The organism is Mesorhizobium qingshengii (assembly GCF_027563465.1).
In the GTDB taxonomy this organism is placed as follows: domain Bacteria; phylum Pseudomonadota; class Alphaproteobacteria; order Rhizobiales; family Rhizobiaceae; genus Mesorhizobium; species Mesorhizobium qingshengii_A.
The window spans coordinates 126,553-138,927 of the sequence record NZ_JAPFQA010000012.1 but is presented as its reverse complement, the minus strand read 5'-3'; the positions used below and the strand labels follow the sequence as shown (position 1 = coordinate 138,927).

15 protein-coding genes are annotated in these 12,375 nt (G+C 65.0%); 9 read left to right on the top strand and 6 right to left on the bottom strand.

Annotated features, from left to right (window positions below):
• Nucleotides 1-40: 40 nt before the first annotated feature.
• Genes OOJ09_RS23250 through OOJ09_RS23240 form a run of 3 tightly spaced genes read left to right on the top strand, consistent with a single transcriptional unit; the run spans nucleotide 41 to nucleotide 1,755 of the window.
• Nucleotides 41-325, top strand: coding sequence for an integration host factor subunit beta (locus OOJ09_RS23250; protein WP_006200394.1), 285 nt, complete (start codon nucleotides 41-43; stop codon nucleotides 323-325).
• A gap of 58 nt (nucleotides 326-383) precedes the next feature.
• Complete coding sequence (locus OOJ09_RS23245) at nucleotides 384-752, top strand: LapA family protein (protein ID WP_269907450.1); 369 nt, start codon at nucleotides 384-386, stop codon at nucleotides 750-752.
• Between the two features lie 37 nt (nucleotides 753-789).
• Nucleotides 790-1,755: an ornithine cyclodeaminase family protein gene (locus OOJ09_RS23240; protein WP_269907449.1), complete on the top strand. Its 966-nt coding sequence runs from the start codon at nucleotides 790-792 to the stop codon at nucleotides 1,753-1,755.
• Here the strand turns inward: OOJ09_RS23240 and OOJ09_RS23235 are convergent.
• From OOJ09_RS23235 to OOJ09_RS23225, 3 genes are all read right to left on the bottom strand, one after another.
• A complete protein-coding gene (locus OOJ09_RS23235; protein ID WP_269907448.1) occupies nucleotides 1,752-2,189 on the bottom strand; it encodes an EVE domain-containing protein in 438 nt (145 codons plus the stop codon). The two genes, OOJ09_RS23240 and OOJ09_RS23235, sit on opposite strands and share 4 nt — an antisense overlap.
• Complete coding sequence (locus OOJ09_RS23230) at nucleotides 2,186-2,581, bottom strand: VOC family protein (protein ID WP_269907447.1); 396 nt, start codon at nucleotides 2,579-2,581, stop codon at nucleotides 2,186-2,188. The genes OOJ09_RS23235 and OOJ09_RS23230 overlap by 4 nt, the downstream gene beginning before the upstream one ends.
• Nucleotides 2,582-2,656: 75 nt before the next feature.
• On the bottom strand, nucleotides 2,657-3,346 hold the full coding sequence (locus tag OOJ09_RS23225) for a helix-turn-helix transcriptional regulator (protein WP_269907446.1): 690 nt from the start codon (nucleotides 3,344-3,346) through the stop codon (nucleotides 2,657-2,659).
• Nucleotides 3,347-3,482: 136 nt separating this feature from the next.
• Between OOJ09_RS23225 and OOJ09_RS23220 the strand changes: the two genes are divergently transcribed.
• From OOJ09_RS23220 to OOJ09_RS23195, 6 genes are all read left to right on the top strand, one after another.
• Nucleotides 3,483-4,565 (top strand): class I SAM-dependent rRNA methyltransferase, encoded by a 1,083-nt coding sequence (locus OOJ09_RS23220; protein WP_269907445.1) that lies wholly within the window; start codon nucleotides 3,483-3,485, stop codon nucleotides 4,563-4,565.
• On the top strand, nucleotides 4,566-5,423 hold the full coding sequence (locus OOJ09_RS23215) for a TrmH family RNA methyltransferase (RefSeq protein ID WP_269907444.1): 858 nt from the start codon (nucleotides 4,566-4,568) through the stop codon (nucleotides 5,421-5,423). It abuts the gene before it with no gap.
• A 13-nt stretch (nucleotides 5,424-5,436) separates the two neighbouring features.
• Nucleotides 5,437-5,934, top strand: a complete 498-nt coding sequence (gene lspA / locus OOJ09_RS23210; protein WP_269907443.1) for a signal peptidase II — start codon at nucleotides 5,437-5,439, stop codon at nucleotides 5,932-5,934.
• 56 nt (nucleotides 5,935-5,990) lie between these two features.
• Nucleotides 5,991-6,980, top strand: coding sequence for an MDR family oxidoreductase (locus OOJ09_RS23205; protein WP_269907442.1), 990 nt, complete (start codon nucleotides 5,991-5,993; stop codon nucleotides 6,978-6,980).
• 143 nt (nucleotides 6,981-7,123) lie between these two features.
• Nucleotides 7,124-9,412: a hybrid sensor histidine kinase/response regulator gene (locus OOJ09_RS23200; RefSeq protein WP_269907441.1), complete on the top strand. Its 2,289-nt coding sequence runs from the start codon at nucleotides 7,124-7,126 to the stop codon at nucleotides 9,410-9,412.
• A 184-nt stretch (nucleotides 9,413-9,596) separates the two neighbouring features.
• A complete protein-coding gene (locus tag OOJ09_RS23195) occupies nucleotides 9,597-10,472 on the top strand; it encodes a GNAT family N-acetyltransferase (protein WP_167365238.1) in 876 nt (291 codons plus the stop codon).
• A gap of 72 nt (nucleotides 10,473-10,544) precedes the next feature.
• Here the strand turns inward: OOJ09_RS23195 and OOJ09_RS23190 are convergent, their stop codons facing one another.
• From OOJ09_RS23190 to OOJ09_RS32075, 3 genes are all read right to left on the bottom strand, one after another.
• On the bottom strand, nucleotides 10,545-11,177 hold the full coding sequence (locus tag OOJ09_RS23190) for a trimeric intracellular cation channel family protein (protein WP_269907440.1): 633 nt from the start codon (nucleotides 11,175-11,177) through the stop codon (nucleotides 10,545-10,547).
• A gap of 106 nt (nucleotides 11,178-11,283) precedes the next feature.
• Nucleotides 11,284-11,919 (bottom strand): nucleotide exchange factor GrpE, encoded by a 636-nt coding sequence (gene grpE / locus OOJ09_RS23185; protein WP_269907439.1) that lies wholly within the window; start codon nucleotides 11,917-11,919, stop codon nucleotides 11,284-11,286.
• Between the two features lie 138 nt (nucleotides 11,920-12,057).
• A complete protein-coding gene (locus tag OOJ09_RS32075) occupies nucleotides 12,058-12,375 on the bottom strand; it encodes a hypothetical protein (RefSeq protein WP_420107537.1) in 318 nt (105 codons plus the stop codon).

The window sequence follows — 12,375 nt, the reverse complement described above, 5'->3', positions numbered from 1 at the left end:
TCATAATTTTGACCGTACTGCTTTCACGGGGACACGTCTCATGATCAAGTCCGAACTTGTGCAGATCATTGCCACGCGCAATCCGCATCTTTTCCTGCGCGACGTCGAAAACATCGTCGGCGCGATCTTCGATGAGATCACCGACGCTCTTGCCGAAGGCAACCGGGTCGAGTTGCGTGGCTTCGGCGCTTTTTCGGTGAAAAACCGCCCCGCCCGCACCGGCCGCAATCCGCGCACCGGCGAATCCGTCGAGGTCGAGGAGAAATGGGTGCCGTTCTTCAAGACCGGCAAGGAGTTGCGTGAAAGGCTGAACGGCGGCAAGTAGGCGCGGCGTCAGCGCCAGACGGCCTTTTCAGACAGGCCTGCTTCCGACGGAAAACATCATGTTCAATCGCTTCATGCTCATCGTGGTCTTCGTGCCCCTGGCGATCATCCTGATCGCGCTCGCCGTCGCCAACCGCGAACTGGTCGCCTTCACCCTGGACCCGTTCAATCCCGGCAATCCTAAGCTGACGCTGACCCTGCCGCTGTTCATCTTCCTGTTCCTGGCCCTCGCCATCGGCATGATCGTCGGCAGCCTGGCGACCTGGATCAAACAGGGCCGCTACCGCAAGCTGGCGCGCCAGCGCGGCGTCGAAGCCGAAAACCTGCGTCAGGCGGTCGGCCGCACGCCCTCGGCACCGCAAGGCCCGGCCCCGAGCTCGGCCCACGGACCGGCCCAGGGACCGGCATTGCCGAAGCCGACCACTTGAACCGCCGGACGGCGGTTTTCTTTCCACGGAGTTTTCCATGCTGACCATTTCGGCCGCCGAGGTCGATCGTGCGCTGACCTTTCCCGGACTGGTCGAGACGCTGCGCACGGCGTTTCGCGAGGGTGCGGTGCAGCCGATCAGGCATCATCATACGGTCGAGCGGCCCGACGGCGCCGCCTCGACCTTGCTCCTGATGCCGGCCTGGACCGATTTCCACGCGGCCGGCAGCTCGGCCGGTGGTCACGTCGGCGTCAAGATCGTCACCGTCTCGCCCGACAACAACGCCATCGGCAAGCCAGCGGTGATGGGGCTCTATCTCTTGCTCAATGGCGCCACCGGCGAACCCGAAGCCTTGATCGACGGCCAACGGCTGACACAGTGGCGCACGGCCTGTGCCTCGGCGCTCGCGGCCTCCTATCTCGCCCGCGACGATGCCTCGCGGCTGCTTGTGGTCGGCGCCGGCGCGCTGTCGCCGTTCCTTGCCAAGGCGCATTGCGCCGTGCGGCCGGTCAAGACCATCCGCATCTGGAACCGCACGCAGGCCAATGCCGAGAAGGTCGCGGCCGACCTGCGCGCCGAAGGCTTCGCGGCCAGCGCCGCGAGTGACCTCGATGCCGAACTTGGGCAGGCCGACATCGTCTCCTCGGCGACGATCACGACGACGCCATTGATCAAGGGCGCGCTGTTGCGGCCGGGAACCCATGTTGACCTGGTCGGCGGGTTTACTCCGATGATGCGCGAAAGCGATGACGACGCGATCAGGCTCGCGCGCGTCTATGTCGACACCCGCGCCGGCGCCACCAAGGAAGCCGGCGACATCGTCCAGCCGCTGGCCTCAGGCGTGCTGAAGCCGGAAGCCATCGTCGCCGACCTGCATGAACTCGCGCGCGGCCAGAAAAAGGGGCGCGAAAACGCCGGTGAGATCACGCTGTTCAAGTCGGTCGGCGCGGCGCTTGAGGATCTTGCCGCCGGCATCGCCGTCTACAAGGCGCTCAAGGCCTAGTTCACCGCCGCGATCTTTTGGGCGCCCATCGCCTCTGCGATCAGGGCGAAATCAGCCGCGCTGATCGAAAACAGGCCAAAGCGAAGCTGATACCCCCAGTTCGACCTGCCGGCGGTAAATTCCAGCCTGTCGAGCAGCGGCTTGATCGATGTTTCCTCAGCCCTCGCCCACTCGACATCGCGGCGGAACGGCGTGAAGCCGCCGCCCATCTCGCCCTGATAGGGCTCGCCTTCCCGCACGGTGCCGATCGCCGTGAAAGCCTGCAGGCCATCTTTCTCGCCCAAGATGGTGGTCGGCGAATAATAGATGATGCCATCGCCGGGCTTGACGCGGCGCAGGGGTGCCGCCTTGCCGTGATTGACCTGCATGAAGCCGGCGGCGCGGCCGCGCCGGACATGCTCGGCCGACGCCACCGCGATCCAGTAGGCGCTCATTTCTGCCCCCCATTGGCCTGTTCCCCATCGGACAGCCAGTAGACGCGCAGGCGGTGGCTGTCGGGATCGAGCGCAACGAAAGTGCGGCCGAAATCGAGGTTGGTCGGAGCCTGCAGGATCTTCAGCCCGCGCCCTGCCCAATCCGCATGGGCGGCATCGACCGCGTCAGGCGTATCCAGCGCAAAGACGATCTCGGCGCCGCCACCCGCGGCCGACGCCGCCGGCTCCACCGTATGGCGCGACCAGAGGCCGAGCTTGAAGCCGTTGTCGAGCACGAACAGGACGAAAGTGGCTGAGCTTTCGACCGGCTCACGGCCGAGCAGCGCGCCGTAGAAGGCGCCGCTCCGCTGCGGCTGGTCGACATAGAGGATGACGAAATTCGGGGGTGTCATGAATTGCTCTCCAAGGTTCAGCGTTTCGACTTGGCGAACGTAGGACAGCCTGCTGTCAGATTCTGGCAGTAGCCATCATGAGCCGCGCGGCTTGTCGAGCGTTGCCCGCCATTCCTTGAGCAGCGCCTGGCGACGGCGCGGATAGCGCATGTCGGTGGCTTCGAGTTGCGCGATGCGGTCGGCGCGAAAATGGCGGAAATCCTGCCGCATCTCGCACCACGCCACCACCACCCGCACCTTGTCGAAGAAGCCCAGTGCAAACGGCCAGACCACCCGTTCGGAGGCGGCGCCGCCGGCATCGCGGTAGAGAAAGCCAAGCTTGCGTTCATTGCGGATAGCCTGCCGCACCAGGCCGAGATCGATGCCTTCGACAGCCTTGGCGGGCGGACCGACCAGCAGCGTCGATGCATCGAGGTCCTCGCGCAGATCGTCCGGCAGCACGGCGGCGATCTTGGCCAGCGCGTTGGTGGCGGCGGCCGAAAGACGCTGGTCCGGCTGCTTGGCGACCCAGCGCGAGCCAAGCACGATGGCTTCGATCTCCTCGTCGCTGAACATCAGCGGCGGCAGCATGAAGCCGGGCTTGAGCACATAGCCCAGCCCCGCCTCACCCTCGATGGGTGCGCCCTGCCCCTGCAGCGTGGCGATGTCGCGGTAGAGCGTGCGGATCGAAATCCCGAGCTCATCGGCCAGCGCCTGCCCGCTCACTGGCCGGCGGTGCCGGCGCAGGCACTGGATCAGGTCGAGCAGGCGTTCTGAGCGGGACATCTGGTAGATTTGCCTGTTTCTTTGACATTGGTCCATCACCAGACGACATGAACTGGAGAGGCTGGCGCGCCGGACTTGGTTGCGAAGCCGGTTGCCCTATGCCAAAAGCGGCCACGCCGCTCGGAGATGCTCCTGCTTGAAGTCTTTTCGCGACAAACGCCGCGACAACCGCCCGCCCGCCAAGGGCGGAGCCGGAGAGGCGCGCCCGCATGAGGGGCGCGCGACGGCACAGCCGGACACCAGGCCGCGCGAACGGGAAGCCAGAGCCGATGACCGCTCCGAGCCGAAACCAGCGCCGCGCGTCCTTGCCCGCCGCGACGGCGCTCTGCCCACCGAGCATCTTCCTGTGATCCTCGAAGTGGCGCCGAATGCCGACTATGCGCTGCTCGACAGCGGCGCCGGGCAGAAGCTCGAACAATATGGCCCTTACCGCATCGTGCGGCCCGAGGGCCAGGCGATCTGGCAAAAGGCGTTGCCGGCAAAGGACTGGGAGCGCGCCGACGCGATCTTCACCGGCGACACCGACGAGGAAGGCATCGGCCGCTGGCGTTTCCCCAGGACGCCGCTGGGCGAGACCTGGCCGATGAAGCATGACGGCATCGACTATCTCGGCCGTTTCACCTCGTTTCGCCATGTCGGCGTCTTCCCCGAGCAGGCCTCGCACTGGGACCACATGGCCGGGCTGATCGCGGCGGCCAAGCGGCCGGTCAAGGTGCTGAACCTGTTCGGTTACACCGGTCTTGCCTCGCTGGTGGCGGCCCGCGCCGGCGCCGAGGTCACCCATGTCGATGCCTCGAAGAAGGCCATCGGCTGGGCCCGTGAAAACCAGGAGATGGCCGGGCTCGGCAGCAAGCCGATCCGCTGGATCGTCGACGACGCGGTGAAATTCGCCGAGCGCGAGGAACGCCGCGGCAGCCGCTATGATATTATCCTGTTCGATCCGCCGGCCTATGGCCGCGGTCCCAGGGGCGAGGTCTGGCAACTGTTCGAGGACCTGCCTGATCTGACCGACCTTTGCCGCTCGATCCTGACGCCGAAGCCGCTTGCGGTGGTGCTGACCGCCTATTCGATCCGCGCCTCGTTCTTCGCCATCCATGCCTTGATGCGCGACACCTTTGCCGGCATGGGCGGCAAGGTCGAATCGGGAGAGTTGATCATTCGCGAGAAATCCGCCGGCCGCGCGCTTTCCACGTCGCTTTTCTCGCGCTGGGTGGCCTGAATGAACGAGCGGCACGCAGGCGCACCCGGCCAGGTCAAGGAAGTCACCAGCCTCGCCAACCCCCTGGTCAAGGACATCAAGGCGCTGGCGCTGAAGAAATTCCGCGACCAGCAGAACGCCTTCATGGCCGAGGGACTGAAGCTGGTCATCGATGCGCTCGATCTCGGCTGGCAGATCAGGACATTGGTTTTCGCCAAGGCCGGACGCGGCAACGCGGCGGTGGAGAAGGTCGCGGCGCGCACCGTTGCCGCCGGCGGCACGGTGCTCGAAGTGTCGGAAAAGGTGCTTGTCGCCATCACGCGCCGCGACAATCCGCAAATGGTGGTCGGCGTCTTCTCGCAAAAGTTCCTGCCGCTGAAGGACATCCGTGCCCAGAGCGACGATGTCTGGGTGGCGCTCGACCGGGTGCGCGATCCTGGCAATCTCGGCACCGTCATCCGCACCGTCGATGCCGTCGGCGCCAGGGGCGTCATCCTGGTCGGCGACACCACCGATCCTTTCTCCGTGGAGACGGTGCGCGCCACCATGGGTTCGATCTTTGCCGTGCCGGTGGTCAAGGCGACGACCGAGGCTTTCCTTGCCTGGCGAGGCGGGTTTTCAGGCCTCGTCGCCGGCACCCACCTCAAAGGCGCCGTCGACTACCGCTCGGTCGATTTTTCCCGCGGCCCGGTGCTGCTGATGATGGGCAACGAGCAGCAGGGACTGCCCGAAAGCCTGGCGGCAAGTTGCGACAGGCTGCTGCGGATTCCGCAAGCGGGCCGCGCCGATTCGCTCAATCTTGCGGTCGCCACCGGCATCATGCTGTTCGAGATCCGGCGCGCCGCGCTGAAGCTCGAACCGATCGTGGACCAGCAATGAAGGTTACCCGCCCGTGAAATCTTGGTCCCCCTACGCGCTGCTCGTCGTCGCGGCCATAACGCTCGACCAGTGGGTAAAACACCTGGTCGAGACGGGCCTGCCCTTTCAGGAAAAGCTCGATCTCGTGCCATTCCTGGCACTGTTTCGTACCTACAACACCGGCATCGCCTTCTCGATGTTCTCCTCCTTCGGCGACATCGGGCTGATTGTCATCTCGCTTGCGGTCGTTGCCTTCGTGCTGTTCCTGGCGACGCGGATAGCGCCGTCCCAGATCCTTGCCCGCACCGGCTTTGCACTGATCGTCGGCGGCGCGCTCGGCAATCTGATTGACCGCGCCATCTACGGCCACGTCATCGACTACATCCTTTTCCACACGCCGGTCTGGTCCTTCGCCGTCTTCAACCTCGCTGACGCCTTCATCTCGGTGGGTGCGGCGCTGGTCGTCTTCGACGAACTCTTCGGCTGGCGGCGCGAGCCCAAGCCTTCGAACGCCAAGCCTTCCAAAGATTGACCCCGCGCTGCCATCGCCGCACAGTCATGTCGTCAGCCAAGATCGCGGAGAAAAAAGTGTCCGAAACCTTCAAAGCCATCCTCGTTTCGCGTGACGCCGAGAAAAAGCAGTCGGTAGCGGTGACGGAGCTCACCGAAGCCGACCTGATGGAAGGCGACGTCACCGTCGCGGTCGAGGCGACGACGGTGAACTACAAGGATGGCCTGGCGATCACCGGCAAGGCGCCGGTGATCCGCCGCTGGCCGCTGGTGCCGGGCATCGACTTTTCCGGCACAGTCATCTCGTCTTCCAATCCCGGCTGGAGCAAGGGCGACAAGGTGATCCTGAATGGCTGGGGCGTCGGCGAAACCCATTTCGGCGCCTATGCCGGGCGCGCTCGCGTCAAGGGCGACTGGCTGGTGCCGCTGCCGCAAGGCATGAGCCCGCACGATGCGATGGCGGTCGGCACCGCGGGCTATACCGCCATGCTCTGCGTCATGGCGCTGGAGCGGCACGGCATCCTGCCCGATCGTGGCCCGGTGGTGGTGACGGGGGCGGCTGGCGGCGTCGGCTCGGTCGCGGTCTCGATCCTGTCCAGCCTCGGCTACCACGTCATTGCCGCCACCGGCCGCAATGCCGAAAGCCCCTATCTGATCAACCTTGGCGCCGCCGAAGTGATATCGCGCGACGAACTTGCCCAGCCGGCCAAGCCGCTGGCCAAGGAGCGTTGGGCCGGCGGCGTCGACGCGGTCGGCAGCCACACGCTGGCCAATGTGCTGTCGATGACCTCCTATGGCGGCGCGGTTGCCGCCTGCGGCCTGGCCGGCGGCATGGACCTGCCGACGAGCGTCGCTCCTTTCATCCTGCGTGGCGTCTCACTGCTGGGTATCGATTCGGTGATGGCGCCGAAGGCGGTACGCCTCGAAGCCTGGCGGCGCATCGGCACCGACCTCGATCTGCGCAAGCTCGCCAGCCTGTCGACGACCATCGGTTTCGACGGCATCATCGATGCCGCGCGCGACATCGTCGACGGCAAGATCCGCGGCCGCGTCGTCGTCGATATGTGAAGCCGTTCGACGGCCCGCGGAACGCGGATGGAGCCGCCACGCCGACGGCAAATTCGCGGCCGCCGCGGCAGAAAACGCTCATCCGCTAAAATTCGAACGATCCGCCACAATCTTCCATAATCTCTGTCTGGCAAGGGTTTCGCATGATCGCGGAATCCGGCAGCCAACAGGCGGACACTGGCGAAGACGTCGACGCGGCGACCCCGCCGGCGCCGACGCGGCGCTTTGTCGCCGCACCGCCGCTGGTGCCCGAGCCGGAGCCCGAAAGGCGCGAAGGCCTGCCGTTCATGACCTTCGTCGCCATCGTCGTGCTGGGCGGCCTGACGCATCTGACCGGGGCGCCGGTCTTCATCAGTGTCGCATTGCTGGCAACCGGCCTTGCCGGGCTTGCCATGCACCTGCGCACCAGGCGCAGTGAACACCGCACCGCGGCACTTCTCGACGAAACCACCGCCCGCAGCCGGGCCGAGATCGAGACTCTGGCCGACCGCATGTGGGAAATGCAGGAGAGCGAGGAGCGCTTTCGCGGCCTGATCGACGCACTTGGCGACCTCGTCATTCATCGCGATCGCGACGGTTACATCGTCTATGCCAACAAGGTCTTCGCGGATCTCGTCGAAACCGATCAGCGCCACCTTGCCGGCAAGACCCTGGCGGAACTCGGCATCGATGTCGGCATCGTTCCCGATGCAGCCTTTTCCGATCATGAATGCCTGAGTTCCACGGATGTCGTGATCCGCACGCCGAGCGGTCCGCGCTGGTTTTCATGGATCGAACTGTCGGTGCGCGACAAGGACAGCGGCGCCGTTTCGCATCGCGCCATCGCGCGCGACATCACCGCCCGCAAACGTGCCGAATCCTCGCTGATCACCGCTCGTGAACGGGCCGAATACGCCAGCCAGGCCAAATCGCGCTTCCTCGCCACCGTCAGCCATGAAATCCGTACGCCGATGAACGGCATCATGGGCATGGCGAGGTTGCTGGCCGACACCAGCCTGTCGCCGGAGCAGCAGACCTATGTCGGTGCCATCTCGACATCGGCCAGCGCCTTGCTCGCCCTGATCGAGGATCTGCTCGACTACTCCAAGATCGAGGCGGGGCGCTTCGACCCCGAGCCGCAGCCGATGTCGGTGCGCGAGATCGCCGACAACATCATCGAGTTGCTGGCCGCGCGAGCCTTCGCCAAGAATATCGGCCTCGGCTGCCATGTCGAACCCGACGTGCCGCAATTGATCACCGCCGATCCGGGCAAGGTCAGGCAGGTGCTGCTCAACCTCATCGGCAACGCCATCAAGTTCACCGACAATGGCGGCGTATTGGTGAGCGTCGCGCGCGCCCGCACCGAGACCACCGATCGCATCTGCTTCACCATCGCGGACACCGGCCCGGGTCTGCGCGAGGAGGACATGGAGCGGATTTTCGAGGAGTTCGAGCAGGCCGACGGCACGTCGACGCGCGCACATGGCGGAGCCGGACTCGGTCTTGCCATCTCCAAACGTCTGGTGATCGCCATGGGCGGTGCGATCTCGGTATCCAGCCGGCTTGGCCAGGGGTCCGAATTCGTCTTCGAAATTCCGGCGATATCAGCCACCGAGGCGCCGCAGAACCGGCAGAACGCGCTCTCGGGCAGGCGCGCGGTGATCCTGTCGAAAAACGCCGTCGAGGCCGACGCCATCGCCCGCACCATCCGCGCCAACGGCGGCGCGGTCGATGTCGCCACCACCGCGGCACAGGCCGCGCCCTTCGCCGCCGGCTGCGACGTGCTTCTGGTCGATGCCGCGATGGAGGAGAGCGATGGGAGACTGCTCAAGCGCCTGCGCCAGAGCGGCTTCGCCGACTGCGAGGCCATCACGCTGATCGCGCCGACCGACCGCGGCATGCTTGGCGAGTTCCGCGCCAGCGGCTACGCAACCTTTCTCGCCAGGCCAGTGCGTGGCGGAACACTTCTGCGTGTGCTGTTGAGCAGCAATGCCGCCGCCCTCGCCCAGCCGCAGCCGGAAACGCACCGCGCGCCGGCGCTTCGTGCCGTCGGCCGCCGCCAGCAGGGCCTGTCGGTGCTGATTGCCGAGGACAATGACATCAACGCCATGCTGGCCCGCGCCACGCTGCTGAAGGCCGGGCATCGCGTCAAGGTTGTCGGCAACGGCAAGGCCGCCGTGGAGGCAGTCACCGGCGCCGGACGCAAGCACCGCTTCGACGTCGTGCTGATGGATCTGCACATGCCGGTCATGGACGGGCTGGACGCGATTGCCGCCATCCGCCGCCATGAGGAGGAGACCGCCGCGCCGCCTGTGCCGATCATGGTTTTGTCGGCCGACAGCCAGGAAAAGACGCGCCATGCGGTGCTCGCCCATGGCGCCAGCGGCTTCGTCACCAAGCCGCTCGACCCCGATGCGCTGGTCACCGCCGTCGAGGGACAGGTCGCCGCCTGAGCCTCTTTTCCTTTCCCGGCGTCGACCCGTATCCTCACCTGCGTAGCCGGTTGACCGTCTTCGCCAGCCGACGAAGTATTGCCCGCGACCTCGTATCACGGTACTGTCACAATCCTGTTGCACCTACACCGTATCCCCGTGCCAAGAGGGATGGCTCGAAGGAGAATCACTCGTGCATACAGTTATGCCGGAATGTGACACTCGGCCGAACGCCAGCAGCGCATTGCTTGCCGGCCGCAACGTCGATTCCGTCATAAAAGGCGCGGCACTCGGCCGTATCGGCAATCTCGAAGTGCGGCTCGCTCGCAACGAGGCCGAGATCGCGGCCGCGCAGGAAGTGCGTTACCGGGTGTTCTACGACGAGCTTGGCGCCAGGAAGGAACTGTTCCAGGCGCATGACCGCCGCGACGCCGACCGGTTCGATCCGCTCTGCGACCATCTGCTTGTCTTCGATACCTCGCTTTCGGGCCCCGAACATCGCCGCATCGTCGGCACCTATCGCCTGCTGCGGCAAGAAATCGCGGCCGCGGCCGGCGGGTTCTATTCCGAAGGCGAATTCGAGCTGACCCAGCTCATCGCCCGTCACCCCGGCCAGCGTTTCCTCGAGCTCGGCCGTTCCTGCGTCTTGCCTGAATACCGCTCGAAGCGCACCATCGAGGCGCTGTGGCAAGGCATCTGGGCTTACATCAACCATTACGAAATCGGCGTAATGACCGGCTGCGCTTCTTTCCACGGCACGGTGCCTGCGGCCCATGCCGAAGCGTTCACTTACCTCGCCCATCACTGTCGGACGAACTCGGCCTGGGACGTGCGCGCGGTCTCCGGGCGCTACTGCTCGATGGATTTGATGCCGATCGAGGCGGTCAACGCCAAGGCGGCGATCGCGGCAATGCCGCCGTTGGTCAAGGGCTATCTGCGCGTCGGCGCGCGCATCGGCGACGGCTGCGTCATCGACCGCGAATTCTCGACGGTCGACGTGTTCGTGGTGATGCCGGTCAAGGAAATCGGCGCCCGCTACGTCAACTACTATGGCGGGGAAGCCCAGCGCTTCGCTGCCTGACGCTGGCGAATAGCGAGAGCTACGCCGCTATCGTGCAGACTGCTATCCCCTATTCGCTGCTCACTTTCATCTTCACGGAATATCTTCCGGCCGCCGGCCGGGCCGGCTCTTGTAGGACGGAAACGCCCAGCCGAAACGGAGGGCGCCGCCGCGCACGGCAAACGCCGCGGCGAAGCCGGCCAGTCCTGAAACAATCTGCGGCAATCCGGCAACATCGCCGAGCGTGAAGATAGCGGCCCCCACCAGAGCGGCCGTCACATAGATTTCCGGCCTCAGCAGCACCGAAGGCTCCCCGGCCAGGAGATCACGCAGGATGCCACCGAATGTGGCGGTCAGCATTCCAGTGATCACCGACACTGCCGGCGAGCCGGTGATGCCAAGTCCCTTGGCCGCGCCCATCACTGAAAACGCGGCAAGGCCGATGGCGTCGAGCCACAGCAGCAGCCTGTAACGGGATTCGACGCGATGTGCGGTGAAGAACACCACCACCGCCACCACCGCGCAGATCAGCACGTAGTCACGGTTTCCCACCCAGAAGACGGGCACATTGAGGATGAGATCGCGGAATGTGCCACCACCGATGCCGGTGACGCTGGCCAGGAACAGGAAACCGATAACGTCGAGCTGCTTGCGTGAAGCGGCAAGCGCCCCCGTCGCGGCAAAGACGGCGACACCGGCATAGTCGAGAAGCGCGATGGGGTTCATGGGCATGAGGCAATAGGGATTGGAAATTAGGGCATATGAATAGCACGAAGCCGCGCGATTAATACGACTGCCTTATTTCCCTACTGCCTACTGCCTCCTCACCTAATCAAGCGTCCTTCTCGGCCTCGTCGTTGACCGGACCCGGCTCGACCTGCGCTTCGCCGGCGGCAAGCTTTGGACCGCCCTTGGCGACGCCGACCATGGCCGGGCGCAACACCCGCTCGCCGATAGAATAACCCGGCTGCACAACCTGGACCACGGTATTGGCCGGGACATCCGGATTCGGCACTTCGAACATCGCCTGGTGGAAATTGGGATCGAACCTCTCGCCTTCTGGCGTGAGTTTCTTGACCCCGTGCCGTTCCAGCGCCGACAGCATGGCGCGCTCGGTGAGGTCTACGCCTTCGATCAGCGCCTTGAAGCCGGCGTCGCCGGATGCCTTGGCCTCGGCCGGAATCGCGTCCAGCGCGCGGCGCAGATTGTCCGACACCGACAGCATGTCGCGGGCGAAATTGGCGACCGCATAGGTGCGCGCGTCATGCACGTCGCGCGCGGTGCGGCGGCGCAGGTTCTCCATCTCGGCCGCGACGCGCAGCGCGCGGTCCTTCAGCTCTTCATTTTCCTTCAGCAGCCGCACAAGCGCTTCATAGTCGCCGTCGATGCTGCCTTCCGCGCGCTCGGCATTGGCCTCGGTCGCCTCGGCTTCGTCGGGCGCGCGTTCGTCTTTTGCCTGGTCGCTCATCGCCGTTTCCCGTCAATCTCGAATGGTGTGGATTTTGTGCCCGATATCGAGGTTTGGCGGCCAAAAATCAAGGGGTAAGCAAGAGTGGAGGCTGTCGGCAGGGCTGGGCGGGGAACGGCAAGTCATTTCAATTTTAATTCAAACTTTACCGTAACCGCCAGCTTTGCTTGCCACAAAGGCGTGATGGGGGAACCATTCCCTTGCTGGAGGAGTTTCGAAGCCGACACAGGATTTTGAGAGATGACCCGCAAGAAGGGTGAAAAGACAGAAGGATTGGCCGCCGAAGTCAAACGCCAATTCGGCGCCGAGTCGACGACGCGCTTTCTGCGAACCTTGCCGGCCTTCCGCACCGAAGCCGACATTCCCGATCGCTTCAGGAAATTGCTTGACCGCCTGGACGGCGCGGAAAGCAGTGCCGCCGGCGGCAGGCGCCAATAGCCGGAAACCCGCCGGCAT